Here is a 22,364-nt window from a genome sequence, read left to right as displayed (position 1 = left end):
TCCATCTAGATCTTGGCTGATCGATCAATCAGCCAGGAGATGAGACCGCCCCTGTGAATCGCGGCTGCGCGGTTGACGATCAGGCCGCGCGATCATTGAACGATCGCCGGCGACATTCTGCTTTTTCCCGCTGCCCGCATTGCGTGAACGGTGACGGTCGAGTGTTTGGCTCGGCACTTGCAATGTCATGGTGCCGCCGGCGACCGGCACGCCTTTGGCCGCGCCACGCAAAGCGTCCCGGTGGACGGATCGCTCACGGCCGGTCCTCCTTTCACACACCCACACAGGCGAAGGTCCCATGATTTCCAGCACCGAAGCCAAGCCCCAAGATCGAGCACTGGTCTACACCTGCCCGATCTGCGAATCGACCATCGGCATCGAACAACACTTGATCGGTGAAACGATCAGCTGCCCCCACTGCGATCGTCCTTTTGAAGTCGTTCCGCCGCGAGCCTATCCCGCCAAACACGACAGTGACACCGACCCGTCGACCATTCTGAGTGCCGACGACTTGGCCGAAGACGAAGCGATCGAAAAGGTCATCCATCCCGTCGTCTTTCGAAGGCACCTTTTGGGAACGATTGTCTGTGTCGCAGCGGCGATCATTGGCGGGCTGGTTCTGGGCCTGGGAGTCGCCGGATCATCCATTGAAGGAATCACCGGACTGACTTTGATGCTCCCTGGTGGCGTGCTGCTGGGTATCGGGCTGGTGTTTCTGATGAAATGGCTGATCGAGAGCCGGATGCACTCACTGAAACTGACCAACGAGCGAATGATTTATCGTTACGGAATCATTCACCGCGGTACCAGTGAAATTCGTCACGAAGACGTCCGCAACTTGAAAGTCGACCAGAACTTATTCGAGCGTTTGTTCCGCTTTGGTGATATCGCCGTTTCCAGCGCGGGGCAGGACGACATGGAAGTCATCATTCATGACATCCCGAATCCTGAAGCGGTCGTCGACTACATCCGCAAACGCCAATAACACGGCACAACCAATCGCCGTGGTCCCATTGAATCCCTGTCACCAAGGGTGTGCTTGATGGCACCGCCTAAAACAGTCGCCACACAAACGAAAGCGAAGCAAACGATGCAACAACGACAACTCTTGATCTTTGCCTGTTACGCCCTCATGTGCCTGGTCGCGTTGGGTGCGATCCAGGTTTAAAGCCAGCGATCAAAATAAATCGAAAATTCATCGATCTGTCAAATCTTCGGACGCCCCACAACGCGGATCGGTGAATTGCCGGGGGACGTTGAAGACCAGCACACGTGTGGCACGCCTTATCGGACACTGGCAATCGGCTCGCCCTGCTTCCTGGCAAAACGGTTTTCAATTGGTCGAATAGAAACCGTTTTCCATCGTCCCACGCGATCCGGTCGCGTCATACTCCAAGCGATTTTGATCGGGCTGTTGCGTCAGTACCAACTCAAAGGTTTCACCGTCGGCATCGGTGCCCGTTCCGGTGAACCCGTCACTGGTTTTGGTCAACTCCACCGATTCCAGCGACAACTGTTCCTTGATGTACTCGCTCGCTTTGGCTTCGTCCCACGTTCCCGGGTTGTTCGCCGGTTGGCATCCGACGGATGAAAGACACGCGGTAAGAATCAGTGCGGCAACAGTCTTTTGAATCAGTGACATGGCGATTGCTTGGTTGAAAAGGGTGATCTCGAAAATGTTTTGAAACAAAACGTTGGAAGTCGGCAATCTACACATCCGCTGGTGGATCGTGCAGTGTGCTTCGCCAACAATGGACGACGCCCAGTGACGCAAACAAGTGAATCGGCATCAACAGGGGAACCGTGAACCGCCCGGCCGTTGACCAAGTGGCGGCGATGCCCAGCGTACACGCCAACCACAAAATCCCCGCGACACGGGCATGCTCGGTCTGCCGATAGGCAATCCATCCCAACAATGCAAACGCGGACACATACAGGTCACCCAAGTTCCAAGGCCTCCAAGCACTGAAGACTTTTGCCGCGGCCAGCACGGGTAATTTGTACCCATCGGAAACGATCCAATTTTTCGCCAAGGCCACGCTGGTGCGTCCCCACTGCGTTTCGGTTTCAAGGCTACCCAAGTTCGTCCCCACGTCATCGAACAATCCGGCGGCACGCGGATCCCACCAAAGCCCCATTCCACGAAGCGACCGATCGCTATACCCCGCGACCGCGTCCTTCGCGCCTTGGGTGCCCAGCGGTTGAAAGCCATCCAACACCGTTAAGTTCCGCACCATCCAAGGCGAAAGCACCAACGTCGCGATCAACACCATGCCCGCGATTGGAATCCATTCGCCGGACGCGGTTCCCGTTTCACTGCTCTTGCGTTTCCGACGCCACAGACCGATTGCGATGACGGGAATCCACAGGACAAACATGGATCGAAGAAGTGCGGATACCCCAAGAACGACGCCAGCGATGATCCATCCGCGATAGGGCCGGGTTCGGCGACGATCCATCACAGAAATCAAGACCCAGAATAAAACTGCGATCGCAAGCATCGCCAAGCTTTCGGTCAGCAAAGTCCTGGCAAACATGCGTGTTCGGACATCCACTAAACAAAACTGGCCCACCGCAACGACCGCCGTGGGCCATCCGCCGAAGCGATCGGCAAGTAAAGCCAAGATGCCACAAGTCAATGCAGCGGCCGCAAGGTTGATGAGGCGACCAAACATGAACTGGCGTCCCAACAGCCGATTGCCGAGTGCCAGCAGATACGGATACAGCGGCGGCCGCATGGCGGTCGGCCATGGGCCAACCCGTCTGGGATTCTCGGATCCGTGCAGATCCAAGATGGCATCGGCCGCGCCACCGTAGGCGTTCAAAAACGTCGGCGATGCATAGTGCGTTTGATAGATGCCGCTGTTGGCAATTTCCCAACCCAGACTGTCATAGGCCAGTTGGTCATCAGTGATCGGCGGAGGCCCGGACAACTGGCCGGTCATCAGCGTGTGGCCACCAAATACCATCAACGCAGTAATGCAGCCGCAGATAAAGACCAAGGCATGTCGTGTCGCTGTCTTGCTCACCGACGGGACCTAGTCCTTGACGACTTGGCTTCCCCACCATGTGGGATCCGGTTGCCAATTCGGATCTAAAAACTGGGCGTGTGACTTTTCCAAGGACTCTTTCTTGGTCGTGTGCATTCGCTTCCATTTCGCCGCCGTCCGCTGAGGGTCATACCGAGGATCGGGTTCGGGATAGAGCGCACCGACCGAATCCAACCATGACTTCAACTGGCTGTACATTTGCTGAACTCGCTGTGGATGCTGGTCCGCAATGTCATTCTGTTCGGCGGGATCTTTGGACAGATCGTACAGTTCGTTACGGCCGTCTTCGTAGTAGTGGATCAGCTTGTAATCACCATCCCGGTACAACGAACTGGGTTCACCGCCCTGGTTGTCATAGTGCGGATAGTGCCAATACAGCGGGCGATCCGCAATGGATTGCCCCCGCAACAATGGAACCAAACTGACACCGTCGACGTGTTGTTCCGGACGCGATTCCAGACCGCAGATGTCCAACAATGTCGGATAAAAATCGGCATGCGTCACCGGAACATCGCTGGTCATTCCGTCACCGGTCAACGGTGGATAACGCAGATAGAACGGTTCGCGGATGCCGCCTTCCCATTGTCGGCCTTTGCCGCCCCGGAGCGGCAGGTTGCACGTCGAGTATGCGTCACCGCTGGACACGCCGCCATTGTCACCGGTGAAAACGACGATCGTGTTTTTATCCAAGCCGGCATCAGCCAATGCGTCAACGACCAAGCCGACCGCCTGATCCATCGTTTCGATCATGCCCGCATAGATCGGATGGTCTTGGACGATTCGAACCGGCAGTGTGCGGTCGACTTCGAACCGATGGTCACGTGGCGGCAACGACTGGGCCTTGGTTTGATACTTTTGCCATCGTGATTGTTCCGTCTGCACGGGACCGTGGACGGTATAGAATGACAACATCGCAAAAAACGGCTGATCGTGATTGGCGGTGATGAAGTCCACCGTTTCATTGGCTAAACGTATCGTCAGCGATTCACCATCGGGGCCGTCTTCCAATTCGGGATTCTTATAGGGCGCAAAATATCCACCGGGAGGACTGCCGCGATGATGTCCTCCTTTGTTGATTTGATATCCATGATCGGTTGGCAGGCTGCCTTCGCCACCCAAGTGCCATTTGCCCGCAAAGAACGTGATGTACCCGGCTTCGGACAAGGCCTCGGCAATCGTGACATCGTCATGCGGCAGCGCATGCAGGTATTCCGCAGGCAACAACTTGTCATCCCGTTTCCAGTCCATCCCCGATGCGGCGCCGATCCACTGGGTGATGCCATGTCGCGCGGTGAACTTTCCGAGTTGAATGCTGGCACGCGACGGACTGCAAACACGACACGAGGCGTAGCCTTGAGTGAAACGCATCGACGAATTGGCCAACGCATCAAGATTGGGGGTTTCGTAAAACGTGCTGCCCTCGACCCCCAAGTCGTGAAGCCCCAAATCATCGACCAAGATGAACAAAACGTTGGGACGCTGATCGTCTGCGGCGTCGACATGATTCGAGGTGAAAGCGAGGCAGGCCGATACAACGATCAAAAAACCGTAAAGGCCACGAAGGGGATCCAATCGATTCGCAAACATAAGATTCACAAGCTGTGAAGCGTGAAGGGGAGGGGCGTCCAAACGGTGCGCAAGCGACGCCAAAGTTTCAGCGTCAGTGTAACTGCCGCCGCGATGCGATTGGGATGATCAAGTCCGTTTCGGAGGCCGATCGTCCGGTGCGGCAGCGGGCGCTTTGGGCGTCGATGACGAAGACGCCGGCGATGCGGGAGACTTCCGGGTGGCCGTGCGCTGCGACGTGCCGGGCCGCCGCTTGATGGGGGTTAACGCGTGCACGGTTTGCTGAGCCACTTCGGCGATCAACGAATCGACGCGGTTTCGACAGATGGCATACGCCGCCAGCGACGGGATCGCGACCACCAAACCGCCGACCGTCGTCACCAATGCTTGGTAAATGCCTTCGGCCAAGTCACCCGCGCCGGCCGCTCCGCGAGTGGTCGCCACTTGTTGAAAGGCGAAAATCATCCCCGTCACCGTGCCCAACAATCCGACCATCGGCGCGATGTTTCCGATCACCGACAAGTATTCGATGCGTCGCATCAACCTGGCCGACTGCTGTGCCAAGGTATCTTCCACGGCTTTTTCAACCTCGGACCAGCCGAACTCTCGTTCCGCCAAACCTGCTAACAGGACCACACTGATGACACTGGGTGTGCGGCGACACACCGCATCGGCATCGGCGAGGCGACCGGTCAATAGCGATTGTCGGACGCTGTCGGCGACCGAAGGCGGCAAGATTTCCGCACGTCGTAACGTCATGAACTGATCGAACACGAGATAGGCCGCTGCCACACTGAGGCAGAACAACACCAGGATGATGATCAGACCGATCCATCCGCCACTGAAGACGATTTCGAACAATCCGGCGCCGTCGTCGTCCGGTGCCGCGTCACTGGTGGCCTGGGCCAGCCCCATCAATGATTGCCAAAACAAACCCAAACCTCTGTTCATACTTCGGTATTCTCCGTCGCCGATTGGTCATTCGGGCGATGGTTTGACGCCTGATCGTGTGACCCCAGATCGTTTGCACTCCGATCGCCGGGCATCGAATTCAAACCGATCGACAACAGGAATTCTGCATCGGCCAGCAACGGATCATCCCAGCGCAGTCGCAGAACGCCATCACTTTGCATTCGTCCGATCACGTGATGGTGTTCGTCGCGAATCTGTGTTTCAACGGCATGAACTTTTCCACGCCGCTGAACCATCGCCACCACCCACATCGCGAAAACGGCCATGGGCAACAGCGATAGTAGGACGCTGGTCAGGATCATCGAAAAATTAGGATGGGGGAACGATTCCAGCACTGCGGATCCTTGCCCCACCACGCCATAGCTGGCTGAAAGGTATTCCCGATACAGTGCGACGATCGGGCCCGCCAACAAGGCCCAAAAGACCGTCGTCCCGATCAAACCGGCAAGGGTCGATGCCCAGGCGGGCCATGACGCGGCGTCCGTACAACGCTGGACAATGCGTTGTGATTCTTCTTGCAAAGTATCCAGCCCCGCGAGCGAAGCCACGGCCGAATCACTGTGATCGCCATCGCCCGGTTCCGCATCCTGGCGAAGCTTTGAAAGTTCGGATCGAAAATGCAACGTTAACGGGCGCAGCCGGTCATCGATGGCGGCGTTGCTGCGTCGCAACAGTCCTTCGCGTATCTCCGACGCCGCGTTTTGACCTTCCATCACGTTGCGGGTGCCCGCCCAGATCGTCCCGATCAATGATGGCAGCGAACCGGACAGCGAAAGCAGCAAACGATCCCAGGCACCGCTGGTTAAATTCAGCACGCCCAAAATTGATCGATAAGGGAACCAGATCGCCGACGTATTCTCCATCAGCGACAATCGCAAACGGGAACGGACGACCGCGCGTAACGAACCGCCCGACCCCAACAAGCTTTCGGCAACGTGCGAAGGGATCTGCTTCGTCTCGCGATGCAACGACTGGACCGCATTGGAAAGCCCGGGCAATCGGTCCCGCAAAATGGAATGCAATGCGGATCGAAAACGAGTATCCAGCACGTTCAGGCGTGTCGCTTGACGGTGACCGGCTTGCCCGTTTTCGACCATTGCCTTTTCAATCGCCGAAGCCACCTGCTGTGCCGCTTGGTGTCCGACTTGGTCTTCGCCCTGATCGACCGTGTCGAAATCGGCCACGATCACCGGACGCACGATCAGACTGGCGGGAGCGGTCTTTCGCAAACGTGACTGAAAAGCATCGGCGTCGATGGCCACGGAATCGTCACCGTCGCGGACGGCATTGATCACGGGCACGACCATGGTGCCTTCACCGATTTGATTCAAAACCGTGACCGAATGGCTACGCATTTGATCGCGTCGAACGACCAGCACCAGCACCGTCGCCATTGCCAACGCACGTCGCGCCACATCAGCGATCCTTTGTCGGTCGTCGGTCGCCCCGGGTGAATCAACGATCAGGTAGGGCGTGCCGATCGGTTCCATTTGATCGGCGGGGCACATCAAGAATTCCTCGCTTGACGCGTCCAGATCCGCGGGAGGCATTGGCCCGATCCAGCGAAGCTTTTCGGTCGCTTGGTCCAGGTTATTCCCGCTGGCGATCAATTCACGAGTTCCCGAACGCCGAATCATCTGGCGGACCAGCCACGATTTGCCTTGACCGGTGGCCCCCACGACCGCAACCACCGCGGCACCGCCGGCACGATCGTTCAAGATTGCGGCGCGTGACCGTGCGTGGTCTTCGCAAAGGGCGACGACCTGTTGTCCCAGCGGTGTATTGCCCAACACATTGCGGGTTGCCCGTCGGACACGTTGTAAAAACAAGTCACCAGGGGCGGTGTCGGTCGCTGGACCAGCCAAGGGCGAGGCCAACCATTCAGTATGCTGGGATTCAGACGCCGACACGGGCACCACTTGGAATGAAGGATCGATGGATCAGGCAGAGATGGCCCAAAGTATCAAGGGAACTGTCGCACCAGGTCTTGGCGGAATTCATCGCGAACATGGAATACACGCAACGCCGGGCCTTCACTGTCACGTCGAATGATGTCTGGTTTCATCATCGGCAACCGTTTTTGCCGGACCATCAGAATCATATCATTGTCGGTCGCTTCGCCTGGACCGCCGGCGGTCCGGGGTACGCCAAAGCAATCGCACAGGACGGCGTGAAAGTCCGCGATTTGTTGTCGCGCCGCTTGGTGCCCGACGTCACGAAGACTTTTGTCACCCGCCCACAGTGCCGCGAGTGCCGTCAGTCCAGCGGCGGCAAACAATTCGGAAATCGATGCGGCGGCGATGAAGTTGGCGCCGAAATCGACCGGAATCATCAAGACACCGGCAAAGGCAGCGAACAACGCGACCAACGGGGTCAAACCGGATGTCAGCTTGCGCCGCATCGGAACCTCCGCCCACATCTTTTCGGCCGCTTGATGCAGTCGACGTGGATTCAATGTCGTGAAGTCATCTTGTTCAAAACGCAGCAGCGCCGTTTCGATCGCGTCATTCCAATCGGCCTGGTCACCGAAATGCGACAGGGCGGTGTTCCCCCCGTGACGCTGAATGGACTTTTGCAGTTTTTCCGGTGTCAGCAGCCCACCGAACTCGCCACGCCGGAACTTGTCGGCGACATCATCAGCCGCCTTCTGTGCCATGGCGGTGGGAGCCAAATGACGCAAAACGTCTCGCACGCCGCCAAAGACACGCCGAACCGTCGAGTTCAAACGAACGCCCCAGCGGGCATACCAGGGCGCCGTATCGGCAAAGGCTTCGGTCAACTGACGCACGATGCGCTGGCTTTGATGCAATCGCAAATCGATGACTTCACCGGTCACATCGCGATGTGCAAAGAAATCCAACACCGCTTGCAACAAACACTGTCGGGCATCGTGACAGGCTTTCCGCGATGCATCGGCCGACGCTTCCAAGCAAGTCATGGCGTCGTCGCAAACCAAGTCTTGCAACCGCGACTGCAGAGACGCCTGGAAGCGATCGAACAAGACCCCACGGTCCAATTGCTCGGGCAACGCGACCAGCCAACGATCCGGGTCAATGGCGGCCGGCGGGTTCTGGTCCGGATCGGCGTCGACGCGATAGAAGACGGGAAACTCCGCAGCACCGTCATCGCCCATCGTTGTCAATTCGCCCGTGGCATCTTCCGGAATGAACGGACGACTTTTGGGGACATCAAAATCATAGGCCGCATAGATCGTATCGACCCCGTGCATCTCGGCGACACGAGCAAACGCTTCGTGTACTTGATCGGGTGTTTGAGGCGGACGCACACGGTTGACCGCCAACACACGTGGAACGCCGGGCATCAAATCAGCGGCAACGTTCAATAGTTCGGTCAGATGTGAATCGCGTGACGATTCGGCCGACGTCACGACCAAAAATGCAGAACACAACGTCGCCGCCTTTCCCAACAAATCACGACGTTGTTCGGGCGAACCCAAACCAAGCGATGCATCGGAGACGATGTCGGGGCAATCCAACAGTCCGACGCCCGCCGCATCCAACCCCGGGTCGGTCGCGATCAACGGGATTTGCAACTCCGCTTCGGATCCGCCGGTGTTGTTGTACTGTGCCCACGCGGTTTCCGGATCTTGATCCAGATCCACCGGCGCGGCCCCCAATGCGTCGCCGATCCGTTGCAACAGCAGTTGCCAAAGCTGGGGGTCTTTTTGCCAGGACTGTGGCAACCACAGCACAAATCGGTGCGTTCCTTGGTGGTTGCCGATTCCACGCAGTGCCCGGCGTTTGCCTTGATCGCTTAGAAACGTCGACACCAGACTGGTCTTTCCGCTGTTCAACATTCCCGCCACGGCGATGGTCGGACGATCCACCAATGCCGACGCCGAATGCAATTGACGGCCCGCCGCGTGGACCTGCTGGGCCAGCGATGTGTCGATGCTTCGCAGTGCCGACGTGAAGCTTTCACGATGCTGCTGCGGCGCATCGTGTTGGATCGCCGCCCGGCGGTCGTCGTCGTCCAGCAAAGCGGCCAAGGACGGCCAATCCACGGCCGCCGATTTGCCACGCAGTTTCCAACCGAACATCAGCCTGATTCCTTGGTCTGGTCGTCTTCGCCGTGGGTGGATTCGGTCGTGGCAGCGTCGGGGGAAATCGCCGGGTCCGGCTGTCGATCGACGACCAAGCCGTGTTCGGCCGGATTGTAGGAAAACGTCCGCGAATCGTCTGCGGTGGGTGCGGTGTTGTCGCCCCCGCGTGGCGGCTCGGATGCCGATGGTGGTCGTCCCTCATCGTCGTCCCATTGTCCCGACATCAGACTGGCCGCGGGATCGGTAACCGCATCGCTTTGGGAATCCCATACGTCACGCATCGGGCGGATCGGTCGGCCGGGCTGTGCCACCACGGCGGATTCCCCCGAGGGTGTCGACGCCGAATCATACGCGTCGCCAAAACGAGACCACCATTGCCGCGAATCGTCTTCGGTCCACGATCCGACATCAGCACAACCTCGCAAACGGTCCGCCAGGTCACCCGCCGTTGCCGGCCGTCGTTCGATGTCGTGGCTCAGACAGTCCATCAGCACATCTTGCAAGTCATCGGGCAGTGGACAGCCGATTCGATCGGCCGGACGTTCGGGATCGCCGCCCAATCGCATCGCACAGATCTCTGGTACGGCGGTCGCGTCATAGGGTGTCACACCGGTCAACAACTGATAGCCCACCGCCCCGATCGCATAAAGATCACTGCTGCGATCGGCATGCTTGGAATTGCGAATGACCTCGGGTGCCATGTACATCGGCGTTCCGGTCAGCGCGGTCGGCGAGGTCAGCGTGTGATCGGTCCGCTGTAGGTTACGAACCAATCCAAAGTCCAGCACTTTCACCATGTCATACAGACCGGCAAAGTTCACCACGACGATGTTGCCCGGCTTGATATCGCGATGAATCAGCCCGTGATGATGAGCCTCCTGGATCGACCCACAAACTTGAACCAGCAAATGAATCACACGCCCCGGTGATTGTCGCCCGTCGGCTTTGATCAACTGGCGGACGGTCATCCCACCGACGTGTTCCATCACATAGAAGAACGTGCCTTCGGCCGTGCGGCCATAGTCGTACACGTTCACCGTGTTGGGGTGCCCCAGCTTGGCCGTCATCTGCACCTCGCGTTCAAACCGTTCGACCGCTCGACTGTCGGCCAGCGGGATGATGTCATCGGATTCATCGACACGTTCCAGCACTTTGATCGCCACGTCGCGTCGCAGCAGTTGATGCTGGCCCCGATACACCGTCCCCATTCCACCGCGTCCGATGATTTCGAACAATTCGTACTGGCCCAAACGGCGGATCGCGCCACGCATCGCCGCGGTGCTGGCATACAGTCGGCTGAACACCAATGACACCGCGGCCAACGACACCACCGTCAACGCCAAAGCCGCCAGCAGGGTCCACGTCGCCAAACGCAGAAAATCGATCGCTTGGTAAGCTTCTTCGTGATCCATTTCGGTCGTCACACCGAAACCGTATTCGTCCAACCATTGCCAAGCGCCAATGACTTTGACGCCGCGGTAATCGGTGTACCCGTTGACGTCGATCCCCGAGCGTCCGTCGATCGCCTTCGCGGCCATCTTCGTCAGCGGCAACTGGTCCCACTGTTGCACAATGCGCTGGCGGTCTGATGGCGAAGCGTGCAGCAGATCAAGTCCTGGATCACGGATGGTGACCCGCAAAACGCTGTTGGCCCCGGAAGCTTCATCAACCAAGCCCAGGGTGTGAAGCTGACGATCGAACCGGCTTTGGCTGATCATCACCCCATCACTATCAAACGCGTACGTTTCCCCCGTCTCGCCCATTCGGGCGACCGACAAGATTTCGGTGAATCGATGGGCAGGGTCCAACAGCAACCCGAACGCCCCGACCGGCAAGACGCCGTCTCGGATCGTCGACAACGCGATCATTGCCAAGTCACGCCGAGAATGGATCGCCGCCGATGGATCGCCGTCGTGTATCGGCAACGGCAACGCGGGCGTCACGGTGCTGTCGTAACGAAAACAGGTGTCCAAGCCGGGACGCAGACGGGCAAACGAACGCCCGATCAATTCGGGTCGGGATGACAAGCGAATCGTGGCGTCCGCGTCGACAATCAGCCACCCGGTGCAATCGATATCTTCATCACGCGTCGTGATCTGTTCGTTCAAGAACTGTGTCACATCCTGTGCAGCCTGCAGAACATCTGCCGGCGTATCATCGCTTTGCACCGGAGCCGTTGCGGCGGCCAATGCCGACCCCAGCGGATACTGGGCCTCGCAGTCTTCAATCAGCCCCGCGGTGATTTGCCGCTGGTCCATCAACCACAACTGGAGCGCCGAAACGCCGGCCGACAGCATCGACGAAACATTGTTCTCGGCGATTTTACGGGTGGACCTTTCGGTCACCGAATAAACCGCCCATACCGCCGAGCCGATCAGCAGCGCCAAGACAACGGCAATCCAGGCCGGCCAACGTCGAGGCCAAAGTCCTGCCCAAGCACGCGTCTGCGACGTCTCACCCCAAGTGGCGCGGTCCACCGCCGGCCCGGCCGGCTTGTCGCCGCCACCGCTGGACACCCACTGTCGTGAAAGAAATTGTCGCATCGCCCCATTATCACTGAACGATCGGCGGATAACAGGCGACGCGAATCAACAGCCCAGGGGACATCCCGTGGTGTCTAGATGTCCGCCAAAGCGACGCGGACCAGAAATTGCCAAGCCTCTCGGGCGCTTTCGATCTGACGCTGCACACGCAATTGCTCGTGCAGACGTAGCGCATGCGCGTGCACGACGTAAGGATCGCGACCATCCCGCGACGCCCCCGGACCGTCCGATCGAACGCACACGGCCAAATAGACCCTGCCATCCAATTCCGCCGGCGCGTTAGGGCCCAAATGCCCCGTGACCGCCAACGACACGGTCGCCTCATCCGTCCTTCGCATCACCGCCCGTGCCATCTGATCAGTCACCGGTGCACTGACCGCGGAATGACGTGACAGCAGGTCTGGATCGACTTCCAACCACTGCACCTTGGTCTGCTCGCGGTAGGTGACGGCCGAACCGCAAAAATGCTGGGATACCCCGGGGACGGCGGCGATGGACGCGGCCAGCAATCCACAGGTACAGCTTTCGGCCAAAACCAAACGGTGGCCGGTCGCCCGAAGACGATCGGCCACCGTTTGACAATCTCGAGTCAGTTCGGGGGTCATCTGGATCCGTTCATGCGGCCGCGCCGACACCTCGCGCCTGCGCGGCCGCTGCAGTGCCGACTAGTGATGATAGTGTCGGTGACGGTGGTAATCGTAATGCCCCGGATACCGGCCGTAGTGATGACCGTGCCCGATCACGACCGGAGGCCGATAATGGACACGCGGCGCCGGACGCACGTGATAGCTGCGGTGATAATACGACGGCGCCCGAACCGGAACACCGATCGAACGCGATCGATAGATCGTCGCGGTCGGGTAGGGCCGGATCGACGGGCCGTAATACGGACGATACGCCCCATAGCGGCTGTATCCGAAACTGCTGTATCCCAAACCACCGGTACCGATGCTAAGGCTGAAACCGCCCGCATCCGCTTTGGGGGCGTCGCCCGCCAGCGTGAACGCCAACGCAGCAACGGGAGCCAAAGTCCATTTGATCCATTGATTCATAGAAGTCCTCCTAAACCAAAAAGTCGAACGACGAAGTTGTCAGAGCACTTCCGTTGCGTCCCGCGTGCCAAACCGGCCTGCAACGAAGCCAAATGCCTTTTGTCACGCAAAAACCGGGGGTTCGGCGAAAATCCCTGGCCGCATTGCGACGCCCCAGACCACCAGAAGACATCACTTTGACGACACCTGGTGTTTCACGATAAGACCGTTTCCCGGCACCGGTCCGATACGCACGACCACCGGGGGGGGATGCATACAGCCGCCATGATCCGGGCCAGCGAGGATCGCCCAAGACCACAGTGACGTTGACGCGGCGTGATGCGGTGGGGTACCAGCGAATCGGACAGTCGGTCGGTCAATCCGATTGGACTTTTCACCCCGCCCACCCCCCATGGACATGTCCCGATCGATCTTCTTTTCCGTCGGTGAACCAAGCGGTGACCAGCACGCCGCCCGACTGGCCGATGCGCTTCGCCAAGCTGATCCGTCGGTGCATCTGCGCGGATTTGGGGGTCCGGCGATGGCGGCCGCCGGCTGTCATCTGGACTTGGATTTGACTCGCCACGCGGTGGTGGGGCTATTGGAAGTCTTGCCCAAACTGCGTGACTTCTTTCGGTTCGCCGACGAAGCCGAACAAGTCTTTCGTGATTCATCCGTCGACGCCGTCGTGCTGGTCGATTTCCCTGGATTCAATTGGCACATCGCCAAGCGTGCCAAGCGTTATGGGATCCCGGTGTACTATTACTGCCCGCCACAATTGTGGGCCTGGGGCGGATGGCGTGTTGCCAAGATGCGTCGCCTGGTCGACCACGTGCTGGCGGTTCTGCCGATCGAAGAAGACTACTTTCAAACCGCCGGGATACCGACGACGTTGGTCGGACACCCCTTTTTCGACGCCGTCGCCGAAAAGCCACTGGATCCGATGGTCATGGCGGGACTGCGGCGGATTGCCAAGGACGACCGCGGCGCGGTTGCGGTTTTGCCCGGATCGCGATCGCACGAAGTCCATCGGAACTTTCCCATTCAATTGGCCGCCATCCGCCGTTTGCACCAGATGCACCCGGACGCCCACTTCATGGTCGCCGCCTATCGCAACGACCAGTGCTTGTGGTGCCGAGACCAATTGAGCGATTCGGACCGCGACTTACCCATCCACTTTTTCGTCGGGGCGACCAGCGAAATCATCCAGTTCAGCCGCTGTGCCATGATGGTCAGCGGATCGGTCAGTCTAGAACTGATGGCCCGCCAGACCCCCGCGGCCGTCACCTACCGGATCGGCCGGTTGCTTCACGAATTCGGCAAGCGTGTCGTGAACATCAACAGCATCACACTGCCCAATTTGATGAGCGATCGGAACCTTTATCCGGAGATGATCTCGGTCGGTCCCATCGAACCAGCGGTGGACTTTTTGACCGAGTCGATCGATGCGATGCTGGGCGACGAGTTCTATTTCCGACGGCTGAAGGCCGATCTAGCAGAACTTCGCAATCGGGTCGCGTTGCCGGGTGCCACGAAAAGGGCCGCCGAATTCTTGTCGGAACAGATCACCAGCGACCTTCGGTCCGGTGACCAGCCCCACCAGTTCGACGATGCCGCGGGTACCGTCGACAGCGTCACGGAGCGATCACGCCGAATGCCGGCTTTCGGTCGCCGGGCCGCCTAAACAAGGGCCGCCTAGCCAAGGGCAATCCGCCGCTCGCACTTTCGATACCCGCTGGGGAACCGCCTACGAGCCCGCGGAGGGCGGATCGGGTCGTTTTTTTGCGGTTGAACCATTCGGCCCGGACTGGCGTATCGGCCAAGTCGGCTCAAAATAGCGGGACCTCGGCCCACCCCAGGCGTCCGCTTGCCCGCGATTGCGTCATCGCACGGCCGAAGCTTCCCAAACCAACGTTCCCACTTGCTTCGTCGATTCCGCAATGTCCGATACGACCGCTGTCAGCGATTCGTTGTCCAGTTCGCCTTTGATCGGTGCCGAAACCGGGTACGGGGTGGAAGAACAACCCACGCCCATTCGCGCCTCGGGTTTTTTCGCACTACTAGCGGGGCTGGCCAGCGTATTTTGTCTGCTGGGCACGCCTCTGTTGGTGCTTCCCGTGATCGCGATCCTGCTTGGGTTGATCGCGTTGCGGCCTAGCGACCGCGGCCGACCGATCGGGACCCTACCGGCCAAGATCGGAATGGTTTTGGCGGTGGGCTTTGGTGTTTGCGGAACTCTGATGCCTTTGCTGGCAACGCAAACGGTGGGCACTGAATCGGCGTATTTCGCTAAAGAGTACTTGCGGCTGATGGCCCGCGGCGACCGCGAAATGGTGATGGAAATGCGCAAGGATCACATCAACCGCGTTTCACCCGGCACACCGCTTGTGACCCACTACGAACAACTGGAAGCCGAAGTGCGGGCGATGGAAGATGGCATGGGGATGTCGCCGATGGAAAACTACAAGGAAGACGATTGCGTCGCCGCCTTGGAAGACATCGGCGGCGATATCGAATTGTTTCAAGTCGGCTCGGCCCGGATGTACACCCACTTTGGCGAACAATACGTGGAGACGAATTGGAACAATCACACCGATCCGTTCAAGAACGACATCATCGTCACGATGGCATTCAAAATCGACGCGGAAACCGGCGATCGCCAGTGGTACGTCAAACGCTGCACCTGGGACCAGGAACAACCGGTCGCTGAATCAGTCTACTAAGACAAGTCTCAGTCACCACATCCGTAGGTCATGCTCCGCATGACAACCACGCCGGCAGGCCAACGGGTACACCTTTTTTGCCCACGTCGAATCAGCTTCCCGTCACGCACAGCGTGACCTACATCCGTAGGTCATGCTCCGCATGACAACCACGTCGGTAGGCCAACGGGTACACCTTTTTGCCCACGTCGAATCTGGGTTCCCGTCACGCACAGCGTGACCTACATCCGTAGGTCATGCTCCGCATGACAACCACGCCGGTAAGCCAACGGGTACACCTTTTTGCCCACGTCGAATCAGCTTCCCGTCACCCACCACGTGGCCTACGACGAATGAAACACTACATCCCTGGGTTGATGGCAGGGCCCCGTCGCCACCAACATCCGGCGAGAGCCTCGATGGACAATCGGAACGCAACATAGACGGGTGGAAAAAAGATGATGCGGTACCTTTCATAGAACGACACAAGAACATACGGCGCCGCCAAGAGTGCAATCAGAAACACAGCGTGGTCAAAAGACGGCTTGCGATTTGGGTGAACCACCAAGTGGAAAGCAATTGTTCCATGCACCGCGCCGAACACCATCAGACGAAACACATCAGCATGTCGAAGTTGGCCACAGAACACGAAACTGCCCAAAACCAACGAAGCCAATCGGTACACAACCCGATTCAAATATTCCAGTGGACTACGTAATATCGCTTCAATACAGCGACTTCGGGATTGCCGAATGAATTGGGCTTCACCAACTGAGCAGTAATCAAGGTGGGCCCTTGAATTCACCGAAATGGGATGCTGATCAAGTGTAATCGCATCCAACACGCCGTCATCATCCAGAACCTGGGACTGGTACAGTTCGTACCAACCGTTGGTCTTAACGAATCCTGGCAACCCGACAACCCACCAGTTCCGAACTGAGCACAGGATTACCAACCCAAGTGAAAGGACGCACGACAAGGCAAACGCCGTTTTCACAAATCTACCATGCGCACGACCAAACCCGACGGCGGAGTGCACTGTGAGCGCAAGACCCACGATAGGCGAAATTAAGATAGCTAGACTCTGGCTCAGATATTTCGCAACAAGCAGTTTCCGCTTGGAAAGACGAAGCAATCGACAAGACGATTCGCCTGCGCTGAAAAAACACAAGGAGATCGCTGGAACGCAAAGGATTTCCGGTTGATAACGCAGCAAGCGTTCAAAGCCAAACGCAGTCAAGAGAATGATGACAACGGGAACCGAGAACCCGACACGATCACCGTTTGCTACGAAAAAGGCCCCCAAAAACAAACAAAACGCATTTAGCAACAAAACAAAAAACGATATCCGCTTCTCATCGTGATTCATTGCCTTGCAAACCACACCCAACAGGACGGTCGGAATCGGGGCAACCCAACCCGTCGGACCACTTTCGTCGGAAAACGCGTTTGCAAACTGCCCCGTATCAACGAAGTTTGTTCCGACTCGGTACTCGATACTTAATCGCCAGGAATGAAGCGAATCTCCATAGCGTCGATCAGCGATCGCAATCGAAGCTATCACCGCAACTCCGATCGCGACGGCACGAAGCACGGTCGTCGAGTTTCGCCGGGAGCGCATTTCACGCCTTCACATACTAAGCCTACGATTGCTCCACCAACGATAAAGGAAACGACAAACCAAAAGCCCCACCGTGACGAAAGACAGGATGATGATTACTGGCAATCCATTCGGTTTTGGCTTCCGTGGTTTGATCGACGTCACTGCGATTCGATCGATTGTGTTTGGCTGCATTTTCGACGCGTCCAGCACACGTGTACCGGAAGGCAGGCCCCATGATTGGTAGTCACTCGTGAGCGAGAAGTCGTTGTCATTCACGTGGTCCCAATCGAGTTCCAGATCAATCACCGTTTTGACCAAAACATGGACGGGTTCCCTCGTTTCTTCTTTAAAGGCCTCCTTGTATTCGGTCTGAACTTGCTTCGCGTGGATCGGAAGAACGGCCTTCCCGAACTCCCTGTGTTCGGTCTTTAAGACTGCCCAGGGTTCACCGGCGAGAACGAAGTTGCCGTCTTCGGATACTCTTCCGATCGTTCGCACAATACTCAAAATTGGCTCATCTTTCGTATCATAGGAGTATTCCACTTGCTGTCCGGTCGACGAGGGACCAACAATTTGAAACCCATTTTCAGTCTCAATACATTTCGTACTCGGTTGTTTTGACCACTCCCGCCGGCGATCCATCGATTGATGGGAAACACCGTGAAGAAAACTCTCTAATGAAAACAAGCCGACCATCCGCGGATGAATCGAAGGGTACATTCGATCAAAACTAACCCTCGGCGGACGAATGTTTCTTGGTGCCGTATACAGAAACGCTCCCATATAAAATGGGTTAAAGAAGTACCTGTCATTCTCCAACTCGACAGCGAGCAAAAAGCTATCTTGGTTTATCTGCCTTCTGGTTGTAGGAGTATCTCGATGAAATCTCGAACCGACAACCTGATTGCGTTCCATTTTCAACTGCCATATCGGCACCTCGTCGTCGAAGGCAATCTTGGCCAATCCCTGCTGCGGGCTTAGATCCAGACCATAAGTCTCACCGGTCGCGGATTTTCTGACCGTCCACTTCGCGGTCACTTCCGCTTTCGTACACTGAAGTCGTCGTCCGTAGAGCCTTTCGAATGCGTCGGCTGGCTCTAACCCCCACGACTCTGTCAGCGGACAGAAAAACAAGAGAGCGATCGGAAGCATCCGTTTCCAAACCAGCACCCGACACTGCATACTTAACCGCTCCACCCAAAATCTCCCAACAGATAATTCGATTCAAATAGATTTTACAAGCGAATAGATTGGATCAATACCCCGAGGAATTGCCAAACCAATCACATGGCAGTACGCGATTGATCAACGTGAGACAAAACGCTCGGACAACACCGTCAACAGGCATCCAAGGAGAGCCCAAAGCCATCGCGATACGCCAAAAATGAACCGAAAGCGGCGCATTGCCGGCACGAAACTGACACTCCGTGAACTTCCGATTTACATGTTCAAATGCCAAAGAGCCATCGGGGTCCATTACGAACGTCTTTTTTTAACGGATCAAATCCCCAGGGCAGCCTTAAATACCCATGACCATTGTCACTCCTATACATCAACTTCGATCCATTCACCGACACTGTCCTCCGCCAATAATGCCCTTCAGGCTCATCTTCAATACTCTGCGGAAAAGTCTGACAAACCAACGACAGCGACTTCAACGCATCATGATGAAGCACTAGAAACTCCGCAAGCTGATCCGCAGTCATGCTTTCATCGAACACCGGTAAAACTCTCTCGAAGCCCCCCACAGGAAAAGCTAGAATCTGAAACACCATGAACAATAACACTTCAATACATCAGGTGTTTTTTCGATTCTTTCGATAAACCCACCACCCGACAATACCCAAAACGACAATCAAATTTAGAATCAAAACATTTCTTATCAACGGCGACTTTTGGGGCATATCAAAAATTGAAGCTGGAACACGATAGAAATCCGCATCCTCGAGGGTGGCTCGCGGACTGGTCCAATCGGAAACCCTTACACCGGCTTCGTCGTACCAAATCTTGAATTCGCTGTTGCCCAACTCGATCGCTTGATAGGAAACGATCTCAATCAGAGTCTGAAACACTGCCGCAGGTGCAATCGATGAAGGAGAAGTTTCGTAGGCGAATGACGCAACGACACATCGCCTTGGAATCCAAGCGTTAGCTGAGCCAACTTGCAAAAAGTCCGAATTCCGCGTGTGAAACATAACATCACCTGTGGAAGCTCTCGAAACCCATTTCTCTTCGACGGCGTAACCCAAGGACTTTCTGAGACGATATCGAATCTTCCGGCTATCTCCCAGCAACTCTCGCCGCTCTTGCTCAATGCGCATCTGCAATTCGCGACTACTGCCCGTCAAAAGTGCAAAGGGCTCATGCGTTTTGATGTCAAATGTCATCTGACTCTGCCAGGGCTCTGGCTGCTCGATGATGACCTCAATCAACTCCATTGCCCCGTTGCTGAGGTCTTCAACTGAAATGACTTTCCCGCGATTCTCAGCATCGAGAATGACAGATTTAACCGGCTGACCAAGCTCCGCCACGGAGTGTGGCCCCCTAAAACCAATTTCATCGAGATACCAAAATTCCATCGATGCCAAATAGTCCAGGCCTTCCATGCGCTCTTGTCGCGAAGTGGCTATCTCCGGCGTGTAGACGAACACGCTGCTCAAAGCAGGATCACTAAGATCTTTCGATCCGTGATAAAACTTTTGTCCATCGTAAGATATTTCATTTACGAGTTCACTCGCATAGTAGGCCCCCGGGGGGTGCACCACGGACTCTCGAAAAAGTGGCCCGTTGAACTTCAGCTCAAAACCAAGCGTTTTCTCGAACTCGTCCCGCGATTCAAGAGTTCCAAACAAGCTTTTTACGTCTTCAATCGAAGAAATTATTTTTCGACTCTTCTGACCAGTAATGCTGGCTTTCGAAAACAGCGATGAGTTTTGCTCAAGAGCTGCCCTAACGGAGCGGGGCAACACATGTTCGCCCCACGCATGCTCGTTAGCAAATGCAAACCCACAGTACAAAATGGCGAGCTTGAAGAAACTTGATCGAGTCAGCGACGATGGCAGACGCCACCCCCGAATCAGACCAGTCGCTCGGGTGCCATCGGTCACAAAACTTTTCAGCAACGCTTTTCTTACTCCACGACGCACCATCTTACAAAGAAAATAAACAAACGCCGCAAGGAAAGCCCCCACTGTTCCCAGGCTTTTTGTCCGGCCTTTGTCGCTTGGTGGGGCGATTCGAATGATCTCCTCCAAATCCAATGGCTGATCAGCCAATTTCGCAAGTACGTAAAGACTGACCGGGCCACAGCATCTCTCATCTCGCCACCGTTGAGCACTCTGGGGAGGTTGCGATTCCAAGGCATACGCATCGCACGCCAACATCGCACACACGAAAAATGCTAGTTTTCTTTTCATTGAGTCGGTCCGCTCACGTACATCGTCTCCGTCACAAAACCCTTCTCCTGCGAAAGATCAGAAAGGCGACCAACAGAAAACTGCTGAGCACCACGAAAAGAACAGGTGCACTGAAAAAACCTCGCGACCCTTCCGCCAGCGGCTGAGAGTCGAGGAACTCGCGAACGCTCTTGCCTTCCAAATCAGCCATATCGACGGCGATCCCTCGGTCCTCATCGATGATGCCCGGGGCGTTCTCGATAGGAAGTCGAAAGTACATGGGATCGGGAGTTAGGCTAATCTTCGAAGCAACCAAGATCGCTTCGACGACCGGTGCGGAACTTGGAGGCTGCGAGAAGTATTCAAGTTTCACACGAACTGGCATCCAAATCTTCGGCTCGACTTCTTCGAACGACTCAACAATGAGCGAGGTTCGCACCTCACCCGGAAAGGTTTTCCAATAATGCGCCCGTTCGACCAGAGCAAAATTTCGAGCCGGATCGAGGAATATTTCATCTCGACCCTCATCAGCAAGCCTGAGCATGCGTTCGTCACGCCGTGTCACCCAGGTCGCGGCGTATGACCCTTCATGGAGAATGTCAAGAAGCGAAACATACTTTTCAAGAGCCGGGTCCCGCAATTTGACACCAAAGCCGTCCCGAACCGACACCATCCCCAACAGTTCCCGATAAAGATCATCGGAGCCAACGCGGGTGGGATCGTTCAAGGTCGAATCAATGTCGCGAGTGGCGTGAATCCCATCGCCAGCCCCTGTTAGACGATACGCCAATTCTCCATCGGACATCAAACTACGACGTCCGTCGGGCTTCGCGAAGGGAACATCCGCGGAGGCACCTGCTCCCAATTGATGATAGTACTTTTTTGATGGCCGATCCCATGCGTGAACGGCAGACCATTTCAAAGCGAGACGCTCCATAGTGCCGTTGCTACCAACGTGAGCCGGTGCAAATCTCTCTGCTTCGCCAACAAATTTCTGCGTCACCACATAGGAAACCTGAAACTGGCGGTTGACCTTTTCAAATTTCTCCTGAGTCGCAGCTTCGGCCTGAGTCAGATTGATCCCCTCGCCTCTGACAGTCCCAACTGCGTAGGAAAAGAAGGCCAACGCGATGGTGCCAGCCACCTTACGATTGCGGTCGACCATTCTCGGGCGTTGCTTATTCAACATATCAACACGATCCAGGCAATTGTCGTTTCTTGTCACAGCTGGCGATTTCGCAATACAAATCAACACGCCAAGGGCCTCCGAAAAACCATGAAGGCACAAGGAAATTGACTGAGCCTCACGATGCAGGGTGCCAGACCTGCAATTTGCGAATCACTCACGAATAGACCAACATCAACTTGCAGTGCGGATTGACGACGAAAACAATGGAAAAACCATGCCTGAACACACGCGTCGACAAAAACTTTGAAAC

17 protein-coding genes are annotated in these 22,364 nt (G+C 56.5%); 3 read left to right on the top strand and 14 right to left on the bottom strand.

Annotated features, from left to right (window positions below):
• Positions 1-298: 298 nt before the first annotated feature.
• Entirely contained in the window at positions 299-985 is a 687-nt protein-coding gene (locus HFP54_RS18870) for a PH domain-containing protein (protein WP_168566380.1), read from the top strand.
• 348 nt (positions 986-1,333) lie between these two features.
• Here HFP54_RS18870 and HFP54_RS18865 read toward each other — a convergent pair whose 3' ends face one another.
• The 9 genes from HFP54_RS18865 to HFP54_RS18825 all read right to left on the bottom strand — a co-directional run bounded on the left by HFP54_RS18865 (position 1,334) and on the right by HFP54_RS18825 (position 13,246).
• Positions 1,334-1,642 (bottom strand): hypothetical protein, encoded by a 309-nt coding sequence (locus HFP54_RS18865; protein ID WP_146415821.1) that lies wholly within the window; start codon positions 1,640-1,642, stop codon positions 1,334-1,336.
• Between the two features lie 67 nt (positions 1,643-1,709).
• A complete protein-coding gene (locus HFP54_RS18860; RefSeq protein ID WP_168566379.1) occupies positions 1,710-3,029 on the bottom strand; it encodes an ArnT family glycosyltransferase in 1,320 nt (439 codons plus the stop codon).
• Between the two features lie 9 nt (positions 3,030-3,038).
• Positions 3,039-4,637, bottom strand: a complete 1,599-nt coding sequence (locus HFP54_RS18855) for a sulfatase (protein ID WP_168566378.1) — start codon at positions 4,635-4,637, stop codon at positions 3,039-3,041.
• 108 nt (positions 4,638-4,745) lie between these two features.
• The gene (locus HFP54_RS18850) at positions 4,746-5,567 is read right to left on the bottom strand and encodes a MotA/TolQ/ExbB proton channel family protein (RefSeq protein WP_168566377.1); all 822 of its coding nucleotides are present in this window, start codon (positions 5,565-5,567) and stop codon (positions 4,746-4,748) included.
• Positions 5,564-7,453: a hypothetical protein gene (locus tag HFP54_RS18845; RefSeq protein WP_235952043.1), complete on the bottom strand. Its 1,890-nt coding sequence runs from the start codon at positions 7,451-7,453 to the stop codon at positions 5,564-5,566. Before HFP54_RS18845 ends, HFP54_RS18850 begins: the two co-directional genes overlap by 4 nt.
• Before the next feature lie 98 nt (positions 7,454-7,551).
• Positions 7,552-9,648, bottom strand: coding sequence for a hypothetical protein (locus HFP54_RS18840; protein WP_168566376.1), 2,097 nt, complete (start codon positions 9,646-9,648; stop codon positions 7,552-7,554).
• Positions 9,648-12,194 carry a serine/threonine protein kinase gene (locus HFP54_RS18835; RefSeq protein ID WP_168566375.1) on the bottom strand — a complete coding sequence of 849 codons (2,547 nt, stop codon included), beginning with the start codon at positions 12,192-12,194 and terminating at the stop codon, positions 9,648-9,650. Before HFP54_RS18835 ends, HFP54_RS18840 begins: the two co-directional genes overlap by 1 nt.
• A 74-nt stretch (positions 12,195-12,268) precedes the next feature.
• Positions 12,269-12,799: a CinA family protein gene (locus HFP54_RS18830; RefSeq protein ID WP_168566374.1), complete on the bottom strand. Its 531-nt coding sequence runs from the start codon at positions 12,797-12,799 to the stop codon at positions 12,269-12,271.
• Between the two features lie 60 nt (positions 12,800-12,859).
• The gene (locus HFP54_RS18825; RefSeq protein WP_146415828.1) at positions 12,860-13,246 is read right to left on the bottom strand and encodes a hypothetical protein; all 387 of its coding nucleotides are present in this window, start codon (positions 13,244-13,246) and stop codon (positions 12,860-12,862) included.
• A gap of 397 nt (positions 13,247-13,643) precedes the next feature.
• Here HFP54_RS18825 and lpxB point away from each other — a divergent pair, with 397 nt between their 5' ends.
• Positions 13,644-14,909 carry a lipid-A-disaccharide synthase gene (gene lpxB / locus HFP54_RS18820; protein WP_168566373.1) on the top strand — a complete coding sequence of 422 codons (1,266 nt, stop codon included), beginning with the start codon at positions 13,644-13,646 and terminating at the stop codon, positions 14,907-14,909.
• A 256-nt stretch (positions 14,910-15,165) separates the two neighbouring features.
• Positions 15,166-15,948 (top strand): DUF4190 domain-containing protein, encoded by a 783-nt coding sequence (locus HFP54_RS18815; RefSeq protein ID WP_168566372.1) that lies wholly within the window; start codon positions 15,166-15,168, stop codon positions 15,946-15,948.
• Positions 15,949-16,288: 340 nt separating this feature from the next.
• Here HFP54_RS18815 and HFP54_RS18810 read toward each other — a convergent pair whose 3' ends face one another.
• From HFP54_RS18810 to HFP54_RS18790, 5 genes are all read right to left on the bottom strand, one after another.
• Positions 16,289-17,521, bottom strand: coding sequence for a hypothetical protein (locus tag HFP54_RS18810; RefSeq protein WP_168566371.1), 1,233 nt, complete (start codon positions 17,519-17,521; stop codon positions 16,289-16,291).
• A gap of 36 nt (positions 17,522-17,557) precedes the next feature.
• A complete protein-coding gene (locus tag HFP54_RS18805) occupies positions 17,558-18,568 on the bottom strand; it encodes a hypothetical protein (protein WP_168566370.1) in 1,011 nt (336 codons plus the stop codon).
• A gap of 410 nt (positions 18,569-18,978) precedes the next feature.
• Positions 18,979-19,251, bottom strand: coding sequence for a hypothetical protein (locus HFP54_RS18800; RefSeq protein ID WP_206036295.1), 273 nt, complete (start codon positions 19,249-19,251; stop codon positions 18,979-18,981).
• Positions 19,252-19,326: 75 nt separating this feature from the next.
• The gene (locus tag HFP54_RS18795; protein WP_168566368.1) at positions 19,327-20,946 is read right to left on the bottom strand and encodes a hypothetical protein; all 1,620 of its coding nucleotides are present in this window, start codon (positions 20,944-20,946) and stop codon (positions 19,327-19,329) included.
• A gap of 31 nt (positions 20,947-20,977) precedes the next feature.
• Positions 20,978-22,180 (bottom strand): hypothetical protein, encoded by a 1,203-nt coding sequence (locus HFP54_RS18790; RefSeq protein ID WP_168566367.1) that lies wholly within the window; start codon positions 22,178-22,180, stop codon positions 20,978-20,980.
• Between the last annotated feature and the right edge of the window lie 184 nt (positions 22,181-22,364).

Origin of the sequence: Crateriforma spongiae (genome assembly GCF_012290005.1) — a bacterium.
In the GTDB taxonomy this organism is placed as follows: Bacteria; Planctomycetota; Planctomycetia; order Pirellulales; family Pirellulaceae; genus Crateriforma; species Crateriforma spongiae.
Note: the sequence above shows the minus strand (reverse complement) of the source record. Positions and strands in the feature narration are given on the sequence as shown.